Source organism: Devosia aquimaris, from assembly GCF_020169335.1.
Lineage (GTDB): Bacteria > Pseudomonadota > Alphaproteobacteria > Rhizobiales > Devosiaceae > Devosia > Devosia aquimaris.
On the sequence record NZ_JAIEZN010000002.1, the window covers coordinates 208,411 to 229,329 of the forward strand.

Sequence of the window (20,919 nt, forward strand, 5' to 3'; positions counted from 1 at the left end):
CGTGGCGGGTTCGGACCTGGTGCTGAAATCAATCTCTAGCGCCAAGATGGGGTATAGGGCGCTGATCTGCAAGCGCTTTAGCCCAAGTCTGTGGCAGCAAAGCGGCTTGCCGCCACAGTTTTTGCCATGCGCGCAGCGCTGGTCTCCCCGGCATCGCCGCCACGTATTCGTCGCTATTGTCGTGCTAGGGTGCTTCCCATTTCAGCAGATCCGCACGGGCATGTTCCCAGCACGGCGGACCACGACAAGGATGTGCCGTGCGTTTATCCGTTGGATGCCAGATCGCCTATGACGTCATCGAAACCTCGACCCTGATCTTCAACATCGAGGCCATGCAGGGCGGGCGGCAACGCCTGCTCGACGAGAAGCTGACGATCACCCCCGCTATGGCCTTCGACGAAAAGACCGCCGAGGAAAGCGGCAACCGGTACCTGCGCCTGACCGCACCCGCCGGACCGCTGCAGCTGCACTACCAGGCCGAAATCGAGCTTGATCCGCTGCATCTGGCGCCGGCCGTGGTGGGCGAAGTGCCCGTAGCCACCCTGCCGCTCGAGACCCTGGCGTTCCTCAACCCCTCGCGCTACTGCCCCTCCGACGAGCTGGCGCGCTTTGCCACCCGCCAGTTTGGCAATATCGCGCCCGGCTTTGGCCGCGTGGTCGAAATCTGCAACTGGATCAACAGCGAAGTCGACTATCAGTTCGGCACCAGCGACACCACGACGACGGCCGCGGACACCTTCTCGCTGCGCGCCGGCGTCTGCCGCGACTTTGCCCATCTGGGCATCACCTTCTGCCGCGCCCTGGGCATCCCAGCCCGCTTCGTCAGCTGCTACGCCTGGCAGCTCGAGCCGCAGGATTTCCATGCGGTCTTTGAAGCCTATCTGGGCGACCGCTGGTATCTGTTCGACCCCACCCGCATGGCCGCGCTCGATGGCCTGGTGCGCATCGGGATCGGCCGGGACGCTGCCGACACCTCCTTTGCCACCATCTTCGGCCCGGTCAATCCGCAGCAGGTGCAGGTGTGGAGCCGCGCCATCGACAAGGGCACCGAGGCCGAATGGACCACCGACGCCATCAGCGTGGCCAACAACTGAGCCCGCCCGGGCTCAGGACACCACGGTGATCTTTTCGGCGGCGCGGGTGATGCCGGTATAGAGCCAGCGCGCCCGCTCCTCGCGGAACACAAAGCTCTCGTCGAACAGATAGACATTGTCCCACTGGCTGCCCTGCGCCTTGTGCACCGTCAGGCAATAGCCAAAGGTGAATTCGTCGAACTGGCGCCGCTCCGGCCAGCTCATGGCGTCTTCCTCGCCGGCAAAGAAGGCCTTGTGGGTGAGCACCTTGGCCTCGCCCTTGCCCTCGTCGGCGCCCAGCAGCAGGCTCCACTTGCCATTGGTGCGCCGCGTCGCCTCGGTGACGATCCAGATCTGCCCGTTGAGCAGCTTCTTGCGCGGATTGTTGCGCAGGCAGACCATGCGGTCGCCCTCCACCGGCTCGTGGAAGGGCAGGCCCTTGAGCTCACGCAGCCGGTCATTGTACTGCAGCCGCGTCTTGTTGCGGCCCACGAGAACCTGGTCGGCCTCCAGCACCGCATTGCGGTCGACATTGTCGCGCCCCACCACGATGGATTCGCCATAGCTGCCGCGCTCGAGAAAGCCGCCTTCGCGCACCTGCATGGACAGGTGAATAATCGGATTGTCCGCCGCCTGGCGGTGGATCTCGGTGAGCATGATGTCGGGCTCGTCGGCCGTGAAGAAGCCCGCGCCCTGCACCGGCGGCAGCTGGAACGGATCGCCCAGCACCAGAACCTTGACGCCAAAGCTCAAAAGGTCCCGGCCCAGCGCTTCATCGACCATCGACACCTCGTCGATGACGATGAGATCGGCATCGGCCGCCGGGCTTTCGGGATCGAGCACGAAGCGCGGTTCGCCATCCTTTTCGCTGACCAGCGAATAGATCAGGCTGTGGATGGTCTGCGCGCCCTTGCAGCCGCGCTTGCGCATCACTAGTGCGGCCTTGCCGGTGAAGGCGGCGTATTTGACACTGCGGATATCCTGCGCCAGATGCACCGCCAGGGTCGACTTGCCCGTGCCGGCCCAGCCAAACAGGCGGAACACCTGCTTGCCATTGGGCTCCTTGAGCCAATCGGACACCGCCTTGAGGGCGGCATCCTGCTGGGGCGACCAGACCGGCATCAGAGAATGGACGTGCGCACGCTGCCGACCCCGGCAATGGCGCCCTCAAGAACATCGCCGCGCACCACCGGCCCGACGCCGGCCGGCGTGCCGGTCATGATGAGATCACCCGGCTGCAGCGTGACAAAGCCGGAAAGATGGGCAATCGCCTCGGCCACGCTCCAGATCTGGTCGGCGAGATCGCACGACTGGCGCACCTCGCCATTGACCTTGAGCGTGATGGCGCCGCTGCCCGGATGGCCGATGCTGGCGGCCGGCTCGATGGTGCCAATGGGGGCGGAGAAATCAAAACCCTTGGCCATTTCCCACGGGCGCCCAGCCTTCTTGGCTTGTGCCTGCAGGTCGCGCCGCGTCATGTCCAGGCCCACCGCATAGCCATAGACATGGTTGAGGGCATCGGCGACCTCGATATCGGCGCCCTCGGCGCCGATGGCCACCACCAATTCGATCTCATGCTGCAGATCATCGGTGCGCGGCGGATAGGGAATGGCGGCGCCCCCCGCCACCACGGCATCGGCCGGCTTGGCGAAGAAGAACGGCGGGTCGCGCGTGTCATTGCCCATCTCGATGATGTGCTCGGCATAGTTGCGACCCACGCAATAGACGCGGCGCACCGCAAACAGCCCGCCGCGGGCGATCGGCACGGTCACCGGATTATACGGCGCAAACAGAAAATCACCCACGCTTGAACGCTTCCACATAAGGGGTCAGGAGATCGGCATCGGCAGCACCCAGCCGGTCGTTGGCGGTGTACGTCTGGTGCCAATAGGGGTAGAGCAGCGGCGGCTGGCTGACTGCATCGAGCCGCTGGCGCTCCTCGGCGGTGAGGCGCAATTCGGCCGCGGCCAGATTGTCCTTGAACTGCGCATCGCTGCGCCCGCCGATGATGACAGAGGTAACGCCCGGCCGGCCCAGCGACCAGGCCAGGGCGACCTGCGCACCCGACACGCCCCGCTCCTGCCCGATGGCGACGACGACATCGACAATGTCATAGAGTCGCTCGCGATCGGGCACCGGCGGCTCGCGATAACCTTCGACATGGCGCCCGCTCTCGGGGCCGCCATCGCGACGATATTTGCCTGACAACAGCCCACCGGCCAGCGGCGACCAGATCAGGATGCCCAGGCCCTGGTCCTGGCTGACGGGTACCAGCTCATATTCGGCTTCGCGCGAATAGAGCGTGTAGTGGATCTGCTGGGAGACAAAGCGCTCGGCCTGGCGCCGCTCGGCAGCGCCCAGCGCCTTCATGATATGCCAGCCGGAATAGTTCGAGCAGCCGATGTAGCGCACCTTGCCCTGGCGCACGAGCGTATCGAGCGCCTCCATGGTCTCCTCGATGGGCGTCTGCCCATCCCATTCATGCACCTGATAGAGATCGATGACATCGGTCTTGAGGCGTTTCAGGCTCGCCTCGGCCTGGGCGATGATGTGATGGCGCGACAGGCCCACCTCATTGGGCCCGTCGCCCATGCGGAAGCGCACCTTGGTGGCCACCAGCGCCTTCTGCCGGCGCCCGTTCTCGCTCAGCGCCACACCGATCATCTCCTCAGAGACCCCGGCATTATAGACATTGGCCGTGTCGAGCAGGTTGATGCCGGCATCCAGGCACAGATCGATCTGCCGCGTCGCATCGGCCTGATCGGCCGCGCCGATCTTTTCGGAGCCGCCAAAAGTCATGGTCCCCATCGTCAGGGTCGAGACCTTCAGGCCCGACCGGCCCAGATAGCGATACTCCATCGGCATTCCTCCTTTGTTCCCGTCCTAGCGCTAAAGCGCAATCAGAGTCGGGTCAATCGCACTGTGCAGTGCCCCGGGCCACAGCCCATTGTTCCGGTTGCGCCAGGCCGATTTGACCGTATTCTGCACCCATCGCCTGGGAGGGTTTGCCATGATGTATGCCGTGCTTTGCTACAGTGATGAAAAGGCTGTGTCCGCCTGGACCAAGGAAGAGGACGACGCCTGCATGGCGCGCCTGGCCACCGTGCAGCAGACCATGAAGGCCAAGGGCAAGCTGGGTCCGGTGGTGCGCCTGCAGAACACCGACACAGCGACCACGCTGCGCAAGACCAATGGCGCGCCCGTGCTGCTCGATGGCCCGTTTGCCGAAACCAAGGAGCAGTTTCTGGGCTTTTATGTCGTGGACTGCGAGACGCGCGAAGAGGCGATCCAGTTCGCCCGCGACCTGACCGCCGCCAACCCGGATGGCGGCGCCTATGAGATCCGGCCACTGCGCATCTACAACCCCGTCTGAGGCCAGCCGACCCCCGAATCAATATTTGCGCCGACCCTGTCCGACCCCTTGCTTTCCGCCGGGCACTAACCTCCTTATGCGGGTCTCAAAAGTCGTCTGGGAGGACAGCATGGCCATTGGTCTTGGTGTGGTGCGTTGGGTTGGCGTGGCGCTGGTCATGGGGCTCGGCCTCGCCCAGCCGGCGACGGCCCAGTCCGAAGTCACGCTGCTGCAGGGCATGGACCTGCCCGGCTATGACTATGCCATCGTCAAGAACACCGATCTGGACACCTGCAGCGCCAGCTGCGTGGATGACAAGATCTGCCAGGCCTTCACCTTCAACGAAAAGTCCAAATGGTGCTTCCTCAAGGGCGCCGTGGGCGAACAGACCCAGTTCAAGGGCGCGACCTCGGGCAAGATCAGCCGCGTCCCCTCGGCCGCCGTCATCCAGGCCGAGCGCCAGGCCGAACTGCCCTTCCCTGCCCAGGACGTGATCGACGCCGCCCGCCAGTTCGCCAATGAACTGCCCCAGACCGACGCACCGCCGCCCAAGACCACCTATGCCGATCTGGTTGCGGCCGGCGACGAGGCCTATGGCGCGGAAAACCACGCCGGCGCCATCATCGCCTATCGCCAGGCCCTGGCCATCAACCCCAATGACGGCATGGTCTGGTTGAGCCTGGCCGATGCCCTGCTGACCCGCGCCAATACCGTTGCGGGCCAGTCCGAAGGCGACAACAGCTATGATCTGGCGGTGACCGCGTCTTCGGCCGCCATGAACGCCTTTCTGCGCGCCGAAGCCCCGCAGGCGCGCGCCGATGCGCTGCGCGACCTCGCCTATAGTTTCGAGTATCGCGAGATGTGGCGCCAAGCCATTGCCAGCACCCGGCTGAGCCTGTCGCTGGTCGATGACCGCGAGCTGGCGGCCCATCTCGACGACATCGTGGCCCAGCATGGCTTCCGTGTCGCCGACCACAGGGTCGATGCCGAAGCCGCCGCCCCGCGCATCTGCGCCGTTTTCTCCGACCCGGTCGGCAGCACGGACCTGTCCGCCTATGTGGTGGTGGCCGATGCGCCGCAGGTGTCCGTCGAAACCGAATATGACCAGGTCTGCGTCGAAGGCGTCCAGCACGGCAGCCGCTATGCCATCAAGCTGCGCGCCGGCCTGCCCTCTGCCGATGGTGAAGTGCTTGCCCATGACGTGGACCTCAACGTCTATGTCCCCGACCGCGCACCCTTTGTCGGCTTTGCCAACAATGCCTATGTCATGCCCGCCGGCCTCGGCGGCGGTCTGCCGATCACCTCGGTCAATGCCGACACCGCCGAGCTCAAGATCTACCGCATCGGCGACCGCGGCGTTGCTGCCGCGGTGCGCGACGGCATCTTCCAGGGCAATCTGACCGACTATGCCGCCGAAGACATTGCCGACCGCGTCGGCGAACAGGTCTGGACCGGCGAGATCGACCTCGCCCGCGGCCAGCCCAATGAACTGACCACCACAGCCATTCCGGTGGCGGACGCCATCGGCGACATGCCCGCCGGCGCCTATGTCGTCACCGCCCGCATCAAGGGCGTGCGCGACGACGACTATTGGAGCGAAAAGGCCACCCAGTGGTTCATCGTCACCGATCTGGGCCTGACCACCATTGCCGGCGATGACGGCGTGCATGCCTTTGTGCGCAGCCTGAGCTCGGCCCAGCCGCTGGCCGACGCCAAGGTGCGCCTGGTGGCGCTAAACAATGATATTCTGGGCGAAGCCACCACCGATGCCGATGGCCAGGCCGTGTTCGCCCCGGGCCTGGCCCGTGGCACCGGCGGCCGCGCGCCGCAATTGCTGGTCGCCGAAACCGCAGACGGCGACTATGCCTTCCTCGATCTCTCCAAGCCCGCCTTTGACCTGACCGACCGTGGCGTCGAGGGCCGTCCCTCGCCTGGCCCGCTCGACCTGTTCGCCACCACCGAGCGCGGTGTCTATCGCCCCGGGGAAACCGTGTTCCTCACCGCCCTGCTGCGCGATGACCATGCCAAGGCCGTCGCCGGCCTGCCGCTGACCCTGGAAGTCGAGCGCCCCGATGGCGTCGTCGCCAGCAAGCAGCTGCTCGATGACACGGGCCTGGGCAGCTATTTCACCGCCCTGCCCATGGCCGAAGAAGCCATGCGCGGCTCCTGGACGCTGCGCCTGTTCTCCGATCCCAATGCCGAGGCCCTGTCGTCCACAAGCTTCCTGGTCGAGGACTTCGAGCCTGAACGCCTGGCCTTCGAGGTCTCCACACCCGACGCCGCACCCTTTGTGGCCGGCGCCGTCACCCCCATCGATGTGGCGGCCAAATATCTCTACGGCGCCACCGCGCCGGACCTGGCCATCGAGGCCGATGCCATCATCCGCCCGGTCAAGACCCTCGCCGATTTCCCCGGCTATACCTTTGGCCGCGAGGACGACACCATGGAAACCACCCGCGAGCCCCTGGGCGTCGTGGGCACCACCGATGCCGATGGCAAGGCCGTGGCCGAGGTCACCCTGCCCGAGATGCAGACCACCACGCGGCCGCTCGAGGCCCAGGTGCTGCTGCGTCTGATCGACACCAATGGCCGCAGCATCGAGCGCTCGATCAGCCGCCCCGTGCTGGCCAGCGCCAATCGCCTCGGCATCAAGCCGGTGTTCTCCGACCCCTCCGGGCTCGCCTCCGGCAGCCAGGCCGATTTCCAGATCATCGCCGTCTCGCCCGAAGGCAAGGCCGTCGCCGAGACCGGCGTCAACTGGACGCTGCAGCGCCTGGAAACCAACTACCAGTGGTACCGCAATGGCAGCACCTGGCAGTGGGAAGCCATCACCACCACCCGTGACGTCGCCAGCGGCACCGTCGATACGCCCGATGGCGGCCCGGTCACGGTCGGCGCCAATGTCGATTGGGGCCGCTATCAGCTGACCGTGGAAACCACGGGCGATAGCGCAACCTCATCGAGCTATGAGTTCTACGCCGGCTACTACTATGCCGAAGCGGGTTCCAACACGCCCGACACCCTGTCGGTCGCGCTCGACAAGCCGGCCTATCGCGTCGGCGAGACGGCCAAGCTCAAGCTCGACCCGCAGTTCGCCGGCACCGCGCTGGTGATGGTGATCGACAACCGCGTCATCGCCATGCAGGCCGTGGACGTGCCGGCTGAGGGCACAACCGTCGACCTCACGGTCACCGACGACTGGGGTCCGGGCGCCTATGTGACGGCCGTGCTCTATCGTCCGGCCGATGCCGGCGAGAAGCGCATGCCCTCGCGTGCCCTGGGCCTGGCCTTTGCCGATGTCGAGCCGGGTGACCGCAAGCTCGACGTCACCCTGACCACGCCCGAAGTCTCCCTGCCGCGCCAGACCGTGACGGTCGATGTCGCCCTGGGCAATCTGGCCGCCGGCCAGACCGCCTATGTCGCCGTCGCCGCTGTGGACCTGGGCATTCTCAACCTCACCAACTTCGGCGTCCCCAGCCCCGACGGCTGGTATTTCGGCCAGCGCCAGCTCGGCATGGACATCCGTGACCTCTATGGCTCGCTGATCGACCCCACCCAGGGCATGGCCGGCGCCATGCGCTCGGGCGGTGACGGTGGCGGCGCACGTCTCGGCACGCCCCCGGCCACCTCGGTTCTGGTGGCGCTGCACTCGGGCATCGTCAAGACCGATGCCGACGGCAAGGCAACCGTGACCTTCGACATGCCCGACTTCACCGGCACGGTGCGGATCATGGCCATGGCCTGGTCGGAAACCGCCGTGGGCCATGCCTCCGCCGATGTGGTGGTGCGCGACCCAGTGGTGGTGACGCTGAGCCCGCCGCGCTTCCTGCGTGTCGATGACGCCTCGCGGCTGCTGGTGGAAATCAACAATATCGACGGCGCGCCCGGCAGCTATGGCGTGGCGCTTTCGACCGGCACCGGCATTGCCACATCTGGCGGCGCCCAGTTGGTCGAACTGGCCAAGGGCGATCGCACCGCACTCAACGTGCCCCTGACCGGCGTCTCGATCGGCGACTGGCCGGTGGTGCTGACCATCACCGCGCCCGACGGCAGCACACAGACCAAGGAGCTGACCCTGGGCGTGCGCCCGATCAGCGCTCCGATGACAACCAGCACGCTGATCCCGATCAAGGCCGGGGACAGCACCACGATCGATGACTCCATCTTTGCCAGCTACATGGCCAATACCGGCGCCATGACCCTGGCGGTGGGGCCGCTGGCCCGGCTCGATGTGCCCGGCCTGCTGCTGTCGCTGGACCGCTATCCCTATGGCTGCGCCGAACAGGTTTCGAGCCGGGCCCTGCCCCTGCTCTACCTCAACGACGTGGCCAAGCTGATCGGCGTGGCCGGCGACGACAAGCTCAGCCAGACCGTCCAGGATGCCATTGCCAACCTGCTCAGCAAGCAGAATTCGGGCGGCGGCTTCGGCCTCTGGGGGCCCTTCGATGGCGGCGACGCCTGGCTTGATGCCTATGTCACCGACTTCCTGCTCCGCGCCAAGGCGGCCGGCTATGCCGTGCCCGAACAGGCCATGAGCATGGCGCTCGACAACCTGGCCAACCAGCTCGCCTATGCATCCGACTTCGAGAAGGGTGGCGAAGACATCGCCTATGCGCTCTATGACCTGGCCCGTGCCGGGCGGGCGACCATGGGCGACCTGCGCTACTATCTCGAAGCGCGCCTGGATGCCCTGGCCACGCCGCTGGCCAAGGCCCAGCTCGGGGCGGCCCTGGCACTCTATGGCGACACCACACGGGCCCAGACGGCCTTTGAGGCCGCCGTTACCGCGCTCTCCGAACCGGTGGACGACCGCGCCTATCGCGCCGACTACGGCACGCACCTGCGTGACACCGCAGGCGTGCTGGCGCTGGCCGCCGAGTTCAAGCCCGCCGGGATCGACCTGGTGGACCTGGCCAACCGCCTTGCCAAGCTGCGCGACCGCGCCGCCTATACCTCGACCCAGGACGACGGCTGGACCCTTCTGGCCGCCTCCGCCCTGGGCGCGGCGACCACGGACGGCTCGATCAGCATCAATGGCGAAGCGCTGACCGGACAGGTCTATCAACGCCACGAACAGGCTGGCTTTGCCCCACTCGAGGTGACCAACACTGGTACGGCCGATACCCAGGCCAAGGTGACGGTGACGGGCTATCCCGCCACCGCCCCCGAGGCCGCCAGCAATGGCTTCACCCTGACGCGCGAATACTTCCTGCCCGATGGCACGCCGATCGATCCGACGGCCAGCTCGCTGGGGCAGAACGAGCGTCTGGTGGTGGTGCTGACGGCCTATCCGGACACGCTGGGCTCGGGCCAGTACATGCTGGCCGACCCCCTGCCCGCCGGCTTCGAAATCGAGAATCCGGACCTGTCGGCCGGCAATGGCGCGGCCGACATCGGCTGGCTCACCCTCGACACGCCCACCCATGTGGAGTCACGCACCGACCAGTTTGTGGCAGCCTTCCGCTACTATTCGCACACCGACAGCTTCACCACCGCCTATATGGTTCGCGTGGTGACGCCGGGCACCTTCACCCTGCCCGGCACCACGGTGGAAGACATGTATCGGCCCGAGCTGCGTGCCAACACGGCCTCGGGCAGTGTCGAGGTCATCGCGGCCGGGCAGTAGTCGGCCCATGAACCGGCCCGACGCATCACAAGGTCAGAAGGCCCCGCACCCTTGGGTGCGGGGCCTGACCCTGGCCGGGTTTGGCCTCTTCCTCCTCGGCTTTGCCGGCACGATCCAGCTGGCCTCGATGACAGCCGAGATCACAGCAACCCTGCCGCCGACGCCGCATGCCGAAACCCTGCCGGTCTCAGCCGAGGTCACCGACCGCGATGGCAATCTGCTGCGCCCCTTTGCCACCGCCGATGGGCGCTGGCGCCTGCCGATCAGCCGGCAGGAAGTCGACCCGCGCTTCATCGACATGCTGCTGGCCTATGAGGATCGCAGCTTTGCCAGCCACGACGGTATTGCCTGGACGTCCATGCTGCGCGCCGCCGGCCAGTTCATCGCTGCAGGCGGTCATGTGGTATCGGGCGGTTCGACGCTCACCATGCAGGTGGCGCGGCTGATCGAGGGCGAGCCCACGCGCAATGCCTGGGGCAAGCTGCGCCAGATGGTGCATGCCCGGACGCTGGAACAAAGCCTGAGCAAGGACGAGATCCTCGACCTCTACCTGACGCTGGCGCCCTATGGCGGCAATATCGAAGGCATCCGCGCGGCGAGCCTGGCCTATTTCGGCAAGGAGCCGACCCGGCTGACCACCGCCCAGGCGGCGCTGCTGGTGGCGCTGCCGCAATCGCCCGAGGCCAGACGGCCTGACCGCGACCCCGTCGCCGCCCGCGCCAGCCGCGACAAGGTGCTCGACCGTCTGGTCGCCCTGGGCGCCCTGCCCTTCGAGGAGGCGCTCGCCGCCAAGAACGAAGCCGTGCCCACCGCGCGCCGCGACTTCCCCATGCTCGCGGCCCACATGGCCGAGCAGGCCGTCAGGACCCGGCCCGACGAGCGCACCATCCACCTGACCATCGATCGCAAGCTGCAGGACGCGCTGGAACGTCTCGCCGCTGCGCGTGCCCGCCTGATCGATCCCAGGGTGTCCGTGGCCATTGTCGCCGCCGATATCGACAGCGGCGAAATCCTCTCCTCGGTGGGCTCGGCGGGCCTGTTGGCCACCCAGAGCGCCGGCTTCGTCGACATGACCCGCGCCGTGCGCTCGCCGGGTTCGACGCTCAAGCCGCTGATCTATGGCCTCGCCTTCGAGCAGGGCCTGGCCCATCCCGAAAGCCTGATTGAGGATCGCCCCACCGCCTTTGGTGGCTATGTGCCGGTCAATTTCGATGGTTTTAGCCGCGGCACGGTCACCATCCATGATGCGCTGACCCTGTCGCTCAATATTCCCGCCGTGGTGGTGCTCGATGCCGTGGGGCCGGCGCGGCTGGTCTCGCGCCTCAAGCGTGCCCATGCCGATCCGCGCCTGCCGGTCGATACGGCGCCGAGCCTAGCCGTCGGCCTGGGCGGCGCCGGCATCTCGCTGCGCGACCTGGTCTCGGTCTATGCCGCCATCGCCCATGGCGGTGAGCCGGTGACGCTGAGCGATGGCATCACCCCGCCGCCGCCGCCCAGCCTCTCGGCTCCGGTGCTCGACCCGGTGTCGGCCTGGTACGTCGCCGATATCTTGGCCGACGTGCCGCCGCCGCTCAATGGTTCGCCCGGCCGGGTGGCCTACAAGACCGGCACCTCCTATGGCTATCGCGATGCCTGGGCCATCGGCTTTGACGGCAAGACGGTGATCGGGGTTTGGGTCGGTCGCCCCGATGGCGCGCCGGTGCCGGGCCTGTCGGGTATTCTGGGCGCCGCGCCGATCCTCTTTGAAGCCTTTGACCGCCTGGGCAATCGCCGCGCCCCGCTGCCACGGGCGCCCAAGGGCGCGCTGATCGCCTCCAATGCTGACCTGCCGGCGCCCCTGCGCCGCTTCCGCCACCCCGATGACGACATGGTGGCCCGCGATGCGGCGCCCGAGATCGCCTTTCCCGGCGATGGCGTCGCCGTGGAACTCGGGCTCGATCAGGGCAGCGCCGCGCAGCTGATGGTCAAGGTGCGCAATGGCGTGCCGCCCTTCACCTATTTTGCCAATGGCGCGCCCTTCGGCCGGCCCAATTTTGCCCGCCAGGAAGCCTGGACACCCGACGGCCCCGGCTATGTCACCCTCTCGGTGGTGGACGCCGAAGGCCGGGGCGACAGCGTGACGGTGTTTCTCAACTAGCCAGCAAAAAGGCCCGCAACCGGGGTTGCGGGCCTCAAATGCTGTGACGGTCAGGCTCGCTTAGCCGACCTTGGCCAGGGCCTGCTCGACATCGGCGATGATGTCATCGATATGCTCGATACCCACCGAGATGCGCACCAGATCCTCCGAGACGCCGGCCTTGGCCAGTTCCTCGGGCGCGAGCTGACGATGGGTGGTCGAGGCCGGGTGGCAGGCCAGCGACTTGGCGTCGCCGATATTGACCAGCCGCAGGATCATGTTGAGCGCGTCGATGAACTGGCCGCCGGCGGTCGCCCCGCCCTTGATGCCGAAGCTGACAATGCCCGAAGCCTGACCCTTGGTGATCTTGTTGGCTGTGGCATTGTACTTGCTGTCCGGCAGGGCAGCATAATTGACCCAGCTCACCTTGGGATGTGCCTTGAGGAAATTGGCCAGCGCCAGGGCGTTCTCGCAATGGCGCTCCATGCGCAGGCCCAGGGTTTCAAGGCCCATCAGGAACAAGAAGGCGCTGTGCGGCGAGAGGGCCGCGCCGGTATTGCGCAGCGGCACCACGCGGCAGCGGCCGATATAGGCCGCCGGGCCGAGCGCCGCCGTATAGACCACGCCATGGTAGGACGGATCAGGTTCGTTGAGGATCTTGAAGCGATCCTTGTTCTTGACCCAGTCGAACTTGCCGCTGTCGACAATGATGCCGCCGATCGAATTGCCGTGCCCGCCGATATATTTGGTCAGGGCATGCACGACGATGTCGGCGCCGAATTCGATCGGCTTGCAGAGATAGGGCGTCGCCACGGTGTTATCGACGATCAGCGGCACGCCATGCTTGTGCGCGATTTCGGCCAGACGCTGGATATCCACGACATTGCCGGCCGGATTGCCGATCGATTCACAGAACACCGCCTTGGTGTTCTCGTCGATCAGCGCCTCGAGCCCGGCGAAATCGCCCTGGTCGGCCAGGCGCACCTCGATACCCTGGCGCGGGAAGCTGTGGACGAAGAGGTTATAGGTGCCGCCATAGAGCTGGCTCACCGAAACGATATTGTCGCCGACGCCGGCGATGGCCTGAATGGCATAGGTGATGGCGGCCATGCCCGAGGCGACGCAGAGCCCGGCAATGCCGCCCTCCATCTCGGCCACGCGCTGTTCCAGCACGGCCGTGGTCGGGTTCATGATGCGGGTATAGATATTGCCCGGGACCGCCAGGTTGAAGAGATCGGCGCCATGCTGGGTGTCGTCGAACGTATAGGACGTCGTCTGGTAGATCGGCACGGCAGCCGATTTGGTGGTGGCCTCGGCGGTATAGCCGTGGTGCAACGCAATCGATTCAAGCTTCATCGGTTTCCCCTCTCGCTTTGGGCGGATCTTGTGTCCGCGCCACCACTACCATCACCACGCGGGCTTGGGCAGCCATGGCATGGCCTTTCCAAACCTTTGGGAGGGCGCGGCGCAGTGAGGGAAAATCTGCGCCGCTTGAGGCGATTAGTTCATCAGATCAAAGGCATCGCCCCAGGTGTCGGCCACCGAATAGCCCAGCTGATAGGGGTCTGTGGGGTCCACGCCAATCTGGTGGATGCCATGGATCCAGCCGCGCCCCGAGATGATCGGTTGCACGGCCGGGCGGCCGGCCACCGTAGTGTCGCCGGCATAGGTGACCTCAAAGGTCGAATCGATGATCGAGCGCGCCGTGAAGCGGTCGCCGGGCTTGGCGAGGCCGCGCGCCGCCGCCACCGCCAGCCGCGCCGAATTGCCGGTACCACAGGGCGAGCGATCGATGCGGCCGGGCGGCATGATGGTGGCACCCTTGAGCTCGCCAGCGTCGTTGTGGCTGACGAACATGGTGTAGGAAATGCCCTTGATGACGTCGATCTCGGGATGGGAAATGCTGAGCTGGGCATTGACGGCACGATGGATGGCGCTGCCGGCTTCCACCAGCTTCTTGGCCTGGTCGGGCCGGATTTCGAGGCCGAGCTGGGCCGGATCGATCAGCGCATAGAAGATGCCGCCAAAGGCGATGTCGACCTTGACCTTGCCATAGCCCTCGACATCGACCACCGCATCGAGTTGGTCGGCGTAGGACGGGTTCATGGTCAGCGTCACGCGCTCGCATTTGCCATTGCGGCAGGTGGCGCGGGCGGTGACGAGGCCCGAGGCGGTGTCGATGCGCACGATGGTCTCGGGCTCGACCATGGGCAGCATGCCGGTTTCGAGCAGCACTGTGGTGAGGCAAATGCTGTTCGAGCCGCTCATGGCATGGGCCTTGTCACCCTGGAGGATGATGAAGCCGATGTCGGCATCCGGCCGGGTGGGCGGAAAGATCAGGCACGTGCTCATCTGCGCCGAGGCGCGCGGCTCGAACACCAGGAAGCGGCGCAGGCTGTCGTCCACCTCGTTGAGATGCTTGATCTTGTCGGCAATGGTTGCCCCCGGCACGGTGATGACGCCGCCGGTGACGATGCGGCCCACTTCGCCCTCGGCATGGGCTTCCACCAGCGTGACAGTCTTGGACCAGTTCATTGAGGGCATTCCTTGTCGACGATAGAGATTGCGGCAGTGACCGAGCGCGGCCGTTCTAGCCTTCGCGCAGCCAGACCACCATGCCACCGGCCTCCCGATTGGCCCAGAGGTGATAGGGGATCGCGGTCAGTGTGGCGGGCCGGGTCTGTGGCCGGCTGGTGCGATAGAGCTGGCCGCCCCAGTCACTGGCCTCGGCCGCCCGCGCCGGCGCGCTGAGGCGCACTGCACCACCAAGCAGGTCCGGATCAAAACGCGCCGTGATTGCGGCATCGGCGCCCAGCGTCAGGCTTTGCGGCGCAAAGCCCAGATCGGCCTCTTCCACGCAATAGACCACCGGGCCACGCTTGAGCGCCACGCGGCCGGCATCCTCGCTGACCGCGGGATGCGCATAGAGGCGCTCGACCGGCATATCGAACTGGAGCCGCACCACATCGCCCGCCTGCCAGGTCCGCGCGATGGCGAGATAGCCCTTTTCGGCCGCCGCGACATCGACACTTTCGCCATTGACCGAGACCTTGGCCGAGCGGCACCAGCCGGGGATACGCAGGCGCAGGGAGAAATCCACCGGCGCCGCGGGATCCAAGCTCAGCGCAATATCGCCATCCCAGGGATAGGCGGTCTGTTGCGCCACCCGCACGCTCTGCCCGCCCAACACAATCGTCGTGCTGTTGGCAGCATAAAGATGCACGGCCAGCTCATCAGCCTTGGTGGAATAGACATAGCTGCCCAGCGAGGCGATCAGCCGGGCAATATTGGTCGGGCAGCAGGGGCAATAATGCCACTTCCAGCGCCGGTGTTGGCCATGGCTCTCGAGCACATTCTCATAGAAATAATGTTCGCCGTCGCGGGCAATGCCCGACAGCGCGCCATTGAAGATCGCCAGCTCCACATGGTCGGTGAAGCGGGCGTCCAGCGTGATCTGCGCCATGCGATGGCCCCAGAAGGCCAGCGCCACCGCCGCACAGGTTTCGGCATAGGCAGTTTCATTGGGCAGGTCATAGGGCCGGGTAAAGCCCTCGTTGACCCCCGAGGGGCCCAGCCCGCCGGTGACATAGAGCTGGCGCCCCGTGAGATTGTCGAACAGCCGGTCACAGGCCGCGAGCAGCGTCAGATCGCTGGTTTCCACCGCCAGATCGGCCATGGCCGAGAACAGATACATGGCGCGCACCGCATGGCCCACCACCTCGGTCTGCTCGCGCACCGGCATATGCCCCTGACTGTAGGAATAGTCCTTGTAGACATAATCCTTGGGGTCATCGCCGCGCTGGCGTGCCTCGGCGTCGTAATAGGACGGCATCTGGCCGCGCTCATCGACGAAATACTGCGCCAGCGCCAGATGCCGGGGATTGTTGGTGACGCGGTAGAGCTTGACCAGCGCCAGCTCGATTTCCTCATGCGCATCATAGCCGCGCAGCTTGCCCGGCTCGCGCCCGAAGGTGGCATCGATATGCTCGACCGCCCGGATCATGACATCGAGGAACGCCCGCTTGCCGGTCGCCTCGAAATAGGCCACCGCGCCTTCCAGCAGGTGCCCCATGGAATACATTTCATGCAGGTCGCGCAGATTGGTCCAGCGCTTGTCGGGCTCGCGGCGGATGAACCAGGAGTTGAGATAGCCATCCGCCATCTGCCCCTGGGCGAGCTTGGCGACAATGGCGTCGATCTTGTCTTCCAGCGCCGGATTGGGATGGGCCTTGAGCGTATAGCTGGCCGCCTCGATCCACTTGCCGAAATCGCTGTCGAAGAAATGCTGCATGGAGAGGCCCGAAGGCTGGATCGGGCGCGCCAGCGGGCCGGGTGGCTGATCGAAATTGAGCACTTCGAGAAAGCGCTCCTCATCGAGCCGCTGGTGCTGGCTGGGCACGGTGACCTCGCGCACAACGCGGCTCCAGCTCTCCCAGAAGCCACCGGCGAAATCGACGCCGGCATGGTCGACAGGAACAAAGCGCTCAATGCGGGGGCTATTGGCTTGGTCGGTCATCGGACAACTTTCGGGGGGGCTTGGGCGGCGCTCAGCCGGCAGGAAACACGGGCGCGGTGGCGCTGTCGAGCCAGCTCTGGGCGCGCGGCGTGAGCCGTCCGCTCAGCGCTGCCCGCACCTGGGCATGGTATTGATCGAGGAAGCGCACTTCGGCGCGGGTCAGCTCATCACGATTGACCATGCCGAGATCGATCGGCACCAGCGTCAGCGTCTCAAAGCGCAGGAAGCCGGGGGCAGCCGCGACCACCTCGACCTGGTTCTCGACGCGCAGGCCAAAGCCGTCCTCGCGATAATAGCCCGGCTCGATGGTCATCACATTGCCCGGGGCGAAGGGATGCGCATTGACCACCTTGCCGAAGCGATGCGGATGCTCATGCACCGACAGGAAATGCCCCACGCCATGGCCGGTGCCATGATCGTAGTCGAGCCCCAGATCCCACAGCGGCCGCCGCGCCAAGGCATCGAGGTGATGGCCGCAGGTACCCAGCGGGAACTGCGCCGTCATCAGCGCGATGAAGCCGCTGAGCACCGCCGTATAGGTCTGGCGCACCGCCGCATCGGGCGTGCCCAACATCACCGTGCGCGTTACATCGGTGGTGCCGCCGAAATATTGCCCGCCTGAATCGATGAGATAGGGCAATTCGGCCGTGATCGGCGCGTTGCTCTCCGGCTTGGCGTTGTAGTGGCACATGGCGGCATTGCTGCCGGCCGCCGAGATGGGGGCGAAGCTCTCGTCGACAAAGCCGGGCTGTTCGGCGCGGAAAGCGCGGAGCCGCGTCTGCGCCTCGATTTCGGTGATCGGATTGCCCGCAGCGAGCCGCAGAGGCGCCGTCTCGGCCAGCCAGGCCAGGAACTCGACCATGGCCACGCCATCGGCGACATGGACCTGGCGGAAGCCATCGAGCTCGACATCGTTCTTGACCGCCTTGGTGAGCGTGATCGGGCTGAAACCGAACACGGGCTTGCCGCCCACCCCCTCCACAGCCTGCCGCACCGCAACCGGGGCGAAGGCCGGATCGATGGCCACCACAGCCTTGCCAGCCCGGGCGCTCAGCCGCGCCAGGAGGTCATCAGGCCCAGCCAGCGTCAGGCCGGGCGCATCGAGGCCCGCCCGGTCATTGGGCAGCTTGCGCGCGTCGATAAACCACTCAACGTTCCCCTGGGCATCGAGCAGCAGCGTGGAATGCGCCACCGGTAGCATGGGCACATCGCCACCGCGGATATTGAGCAGCCAGGCCACATTGTCCGGCTGCGTCTCGACCATCAGATCGGCGCCCATGTCGCGCAACTTCGCGGCAATGCGCTGGCGCTTGGCCGGGCTGTCCTCGCCAGCATGATCGAGGGGAAACACTGTCACAGGCGCCAGCGGCGGCGCCGGCTGGTCGGGCCAGATGGCATCCACGGCATCGTCCAGCAGCGGCACCAGCCTGCCGCCGCATGTCGCCATGGCCGTTTCGAGCCGCTCATAAAGACTATTGGGCACCAGGCCCGTATTGACCCCGACCCTCATCCCCGCCGTGCCGTTTGCGGCCAGCCATTGCTCGATCGGGGCGTCGAAGAAATGGGCAATCTCGAACTGGTTGGTATTGACCTCCTGGCGCACCTGGATCTGGTAGCGACCATCCACAAAGATGACAGCATCGTCCTGTGTCACCAGCGCAATGCCGGCCGAGCCGGCAAAGCCGGTGACATAGGCCAGGCGCGCGTCGTGCTCGGCCACCACCTCGCCCTGATAGGCATCAAAACGCGGAATCACCACGCCATCCAGCTGCAGCGCGCGCAGATGCGCGCGTAGCGCGGAAACACGCTCGTCCCGGGCAATGGGCAAGGAATATGGGGTCATCCGGGGCTCGGGCCTCATGGCTGTCGCAGCTATTGTCGACAAAGTGAATACTCTATAGGCTGGGCCGTGTCAGCGAAAAAAGCGCGTTCGCGCCTGCGCACATTTGGTCTGGCAAACTTGACTTCGCCCCGGGCCTGTCGGAGGCAGGTGTAACAGATGCTTTTGCCCGGAACGCACCAATGGTAGCCAAAGACTCCAAGCCCAGCCGCCGCAAGACGACACAGCCCACCCCCGAGGGGGCCGCGCCCGTTGCTCGCGTCCGCGGCTCTGGCGCCAAGACCGTCTATGACCAGTTGCGCCAGTCCATCCTCGAACTCTCCCTGCCGCCCGGCAGTCCACTGGATGAAGTGACGCTGTCAGAACAGTTCCAGATGTCGCGCACCCCGATTCGGGAGGCCTTGGTGCGCCTGAGCGCCGAAGGCCTGGTGCGCACCCTGCCCAATCGCAACACCATCGTCTCCTCGATCGATTTCGTGCAGCTGCCGGTCTATTTCGAGGCGCTGCGCCTGATGTATCGCGTCACCACCCGCGCTGCCGCCGTGCACCGCACAGCCGAACACCTGGTGGTCATTCGCGGCTATGAGGCGGCCTATGCCGATGCCGTGCGCCGCCGCGATGCCTTGGCCATGATCCAGTCCAATCGCGATTTCCACGTCGCTATCGCCCAGGCCGGCGGCAATCCCTATTTCGTCAACCTCTTCGAGCGCCTCCTCGACGAAGGCCGCCGCATCCTGCGCATCTACTACCAGAGCTTCGACGATCGCCTGCCGCTGCAATATGTCGACGAGCACAACATCATGGTTCGCGCCATCGAGGCCCAGGACGCAGAGACCTGCGACCGCCTGGCCGCCGAGCATGCCGACCAGATCATCCGGCAGATCCAGGCCTATATGGCCCGCGACACCGTCTCCAACATCACGCTGAACGACTAGACAGGGACAATATGGCAAGGATTGCGGTCATCGGAGCAGGCATCATCGGCGCCGCCGCAGCCACGAGGCTGATCGGCGACGGACACGATGTGACCGTCTATGACGCCGATCCCGATGGCCTGCCCACCTCTTCGGGCAATGCGGCCCTGCTGGCCTTTCCCGAGATCGCACCCATCGCCAGCCCCGACATGCTGACTGCCGTACCCCGCTGGCTGCTCGATCCACTTGGGCCCCTGACGCTGCGCTGGATGGATGTGCCGGCGCTGATGCCCTGGCTCCTGGCTTTCCTCGGCTCGGCCACGCCCGCAAAGGTCGCCCGCACGCGCCAGGCCCTGACCATGCTGATGCGCACGGCCCTGAGGGATCATGAGGATCTGGCCGGCATTGCCGGCATCTCCGGCCATCTGCGCCAGACGGGCTATATTTCGGTGCATGACAGCGAAGCCAGCATCAAGGCGGCGCTGCACGAAGCCCAAAGCGTCGAGCAGGCGCTGGGCTATCCCTTCGAACGGCTGAGCGCCGAAACCGCCCGCGCCATGGTGCCGCAACTGGAAGGCGCCTTTGCCGGCGCCGTGCACCAGCCCATCTACTGGATGGTCAGCAACCCCCTCACCGTGCTGCGGCAATACCAGGCCTTTGTCCGCACCAGGGGCAGCCTGGTTGCCGGTCGGGTGACGGCCATCCGGCGCAATGCCGATGGCCTGACCCCCATGGTGGATGGCGCACCGACCGCCAGCTTTGACCGTGTCGTGGTCGCTGCGGGCGTCTGGTCGCGCGATCTGGTGCGCCAGCTGGGCACCAGGGTGCTGCTGGAAAATGAGCGCGGCTACAACACCACCTTCACCGACCTGGGCTGGAACCTGTCCATGCCGGTGGGCTTTGCCGACCATGGCTTCATTGCCTCGCCGCTGGTGGACGGGCTGCGCGTTGGCGGCGCGGTGGAACTGGCGCGTCCCCAGACCAGCCCCAACTACAACCGCGCCAAGGCCATGCGCGCCAAGATGCGGCGCTATGTGCCATCGCTGCCCGAAGGCGGCACGCAATGGATGGGCCGTCGCCCCTCGACGCCCGATTCCCTGCCGGTGATCAGTCGCGATCCGCATGAGCCGCGCGTGGTCTATGCCTTTGGCCATGGTCATCTCGGCCTGACGCTGAGCGCCGTTACGGCGCGGCTGGTTGCCGATCTGGTCAAGCCCAAGGCGCCCGAGGCGACTCTCGCCCCCTTGTCGATCAACCGCTTCCAGTAGCGGCCCCGCACGTCTCACCCACCCGCCTGCCGCGGCCAGCACCGGCACCAGCCGGCGCAACATGCCGTTGCGCCGGTCTGCCGCCGCGCGCCGTCACACTGCCGACATGACACCCGACGCAATGTATTTAGTTTGTCGACAAATTCGTTGACTCGCTTGTCTGCATCTGGTGTCTTGCTGGCGCGGGGCAGCGCCAACCTGCCCGGCCCGAAGA

Annotated in this window: 13 protein-coding genes; 6 read left to right on the forward strand and 7 right to left on the reverse strand. The window is 65.9% G+C overall.

Translation table 11 applies throughout. The annotated features are described in order from the left end of the window. Window positions 1-257 precede the first annotated feature (257 nt). Window positions 258-1,094: a transglutaminase-like domain-containing protein gene (locus K1177_RS13840; protein ID WP_224703958.1), complete on the forward strand. Its 837-nt coding sequence runs from the start codon at window positions 258-260 to the stop codon at window positions 1,092-1,094. A 12-nt stretch (window positions 1,095-1,106) separates the two neighbouring features. On the opposite strand, the gene K1177_RS13845 is transcribed toward K1177_RS13840, so the two are convergent. The 3 genes from K1177_RS13845 to K1177_RS13855 are packed head-to-tail and all read right to left on the reverse strand — an operon-like array spanning window position 1,107 to window position 3,932. Further along, window positions 1,107-2,195 (reverse strand): ATP-dependent DNA helicase, encoded by a 1,089-nt coding sequence (locus tag K1177_RS13845; RefSeq protein ID WP_137150668.1) that lies wholly within the window; start codon window positions 2,193-2,195, stop codon window positions 1,107-1,109. Further along, the gene (locus tag K1177_RS13850) at window positions 2,195-2,878 is read right to left on the reverse strand and encodes a fumarylacetoacetate hydrolase family protein (protein ID WP_396120219.1); all 684 of its coding nucleotides are present in this window, start codon (window positions 2,876-2,878) and stop codon (window positions 2,195-2,197) included. The genes K1177_RS13845 and K1177_RS13850 overlap by 1 nt, the downstream gene beginning before the upstream one ends. Next, entirely contained in the window at window positions 2,871-3,932 is a 1,062-nt protein-coding gene (locus tag K1177_RS13855; RefSeq protein ID WP_224703959.1) for an aldo/keto reductase, read from the reverse strand. The genes K1177_RS13850 and K1177_RS13855 overlap by 8 nt, the downstream gene beginning before the upstream one ends. A 151-nt stretch (window positions 3,933-4,083) precedes the next feature. Here K1177_RS13855 and K1177_RS13860 point away from each other — a divergent pair, with 151 nt between their 5' ends. From K1177_RS13860 to pbpC, 3 genes are all read left to right on the forward strand, one after another. Further along, on the forward strand, window positions 4,084-4,446 hold the full coding sequence (locus K1177_RS13860) for a YciI family protein (protein WP_224703960.1): 363 nt from the start codon (window positions 4,084-4,086) through the stop codon (window positions 4,444-4,446). A 109-nt stretch (window positions 4,447-4,555) separates the two neighbouring features. Beyond that, entirely contained in the window at window positions 4,556-10,051 is a 5,496-nt protein-coding gene (locus K1177_RS13865; RefSeq protein WP_224703961.1) for an alpha-2-macroglobulin family protein, read from the forward strand. A 7-nt stretch (window positions 10,052-10,058) separates the two neighbouring features. Further along, a complete protein-coding gene (gene pbpC / locus K1177_RS13870) occupies window positions 10,059-12,188 on the forward strand; it encodes a penicillin-binding protein 1C (RefSeq protein WP_224703962.1) in 2,130 nt (709 codons plus the stop codon). Window positions 12,189-12,248: 60 nt separating this feature from the next. Here pbpC and K1177_RS13875 read toward each other — a convergent pair whose 3' ends face one another. The 4 genes from K1177_RS13875 to K1177_RS13890 form a co-directional block, all read right to left on the reverse strand. Then, window positions 12,249-13,523: an O-acetylhomoserine aminocarboxypropyltransferase/cysteine synthase family protein gene (locus tag K1177_RS13875; protein ID WP_224703963.1), complete on the reverse strand. Its 1,275-nt coding sequence runs from the start codon at window positions 13,521-13,523 to the stop codon at window positions 12,249-12,251. A gap of 144 nt (window positions 13,524-13,667) precedes the next feature. Then, window positions 13,668-14,702: a proline racemase family protein gene (locus K1177_RS13880; RefSeq protein ID WP_224703964.1), complete on the reverse strand. Its 1,035-nt coding sequence runs from the start codon at window positions 14,700-14,702 to the stop codon at window positions 13,668-13,670. Between the two features lie 55 nt (window positions 14,703-14,757). Beyond that, on the reverse strand, window positions 14,758-16,683 hold the full coding sequence (locus K1177_RS13885) for a glycoside hydrolase family 127 protein (protein ID WP_224703965.1): 1,926 nt from the start codon (window positions 16,681-16,683) through the stop codon (window positions 14,758-14,760). 31 nt (window positions 16,684-16,714) lie between these two features. After that, the gene (locus tag K1177_RS13890; RefSeq protein WP_224703966.1) at window positions 16,715-18,526 is read right to left on the reverse strand and encodes an aminopeptidase P family protein; all 1,812 of its coding nucleotides are present in this window, start codon (window positions 18,524-18,526) and stop codon (window positions 16,715-16,717) included. Window positions 18,527-18,705: 179 nt separating this feature from the next. Here K1177_RS13890 and K1177_RS13895 point away from each other — a divergent pair, with 179 nt between their 5' ends. Next, the gene (locus tag K1177_RS13895) at window positions 18,706-19,458 is read left to right on the forward strand and encodes a GntR family transcriptional regulator (RefSeq protein WP_224703967.1); all 753 of its coding nucleotides are present in this window, start codon (window positions 18,706-18,708) and stop codon (window positions 19,456-19,458) included. Between the two features lie 11 nt (window positions 19,459-19,469). Next, a complete protein-coding gene (locus tag K1177_RS13900) occupies window positions 19,470-20,705 on the forward strand; it encodes an NAD(P)/FAD-dependent oxidoreductase (protein ID WP_224703968.1) in 1,236 nt (411 codons plus the stop codon). Window positions 20,706-20,919 lie beyond the last annotated feature (214 nt).

What these genes read in the sequence shown, in the direction of transcription:
- K1177_RS13845 (WP_137150668.1), bottom strand. Translation starts at nt 2,195, where the DNA reads ATGCCGGTCTGGTCGCCCCAGCAGGATGCCGCCCTCAAGGCGGTGTCC.
- K1177_RS13855 (WP_224703959.1), bottom strand. Translation starts at nt 3,932, where the DNA reads ATGGAGTATCGCTATCTGGGCCGGTCGGGCCTGAAGGTCTCGACCCTG.
- K1177_RS13860 (WP_224703960.1), top strand. Translation starts at nt 4,084, where the DNA reads ATGATGTATGCCGTGCTTTGCTACAGTGATGAAAAGGCTGTGTCCGCC.
- K1177_RS13865 (WP_224703961.1), top strand. Translation starts at nt 4,556, where the DNA reads ATGGCCATTGGTCTTGGTGTGGTGCGTTGGGTTGGCGTGGCGCTGGTC.
- pbpC (WP_224703962.1), top strand. Translation starts at nt 10,059, where the DNA reads ATGAACCGGCCCGACGCATCACAAGGTCAGAAGGCCCCGCACCCTTGG.
- K1177_RS13875 (WP_224703963.1), bottom strand. Translation starts at nt 13,523, where the DNA reads ATGAAGCTTGAATCGATTGCGTTGCACCACGGCTATACCGCCGAGGCC.
- K1177_RS13880 (WP_224703964.1), bottom strand. Translation starts at nt 14,702, where the DNA reads ATGAACTGGTCCAAGACTGTCACGCTGGTGGAAGCCCATGCCGAGGGC.
- K1177_RS13885 (WP_224703965.1), bottom strand. Translation starts at nt 16,683, where the DNA reads ATGACCGACCAAGCCAATAGCCCCCGCATTGAGCGCTTTGTTCCTGTC.
- K1177_RS13890 (WP_224703966.1), bottom strand. Translation starts at nt 18,526, where the DNA reads ATGACCCCATATTCCTTGCCCATTGCCCGGGACGAGCGTGTTTCCGCG.
- K1177_RS13895 (WP_224703967.1), top strand. Translation starts at nt 18,706, where the DNA reads ATGGTAGCCAAAGACTCCAAGCCCAGCCGCCGCAAGACGACACAGCCC.
- K1177_RS13900 (WP_224703968.1), top strand. Translation starts at nt 19,470, where the DNA reads ATGGCAAGGATTGCGGTCATCGGAGCAGGCATCATCGGCGCCGCCGCA.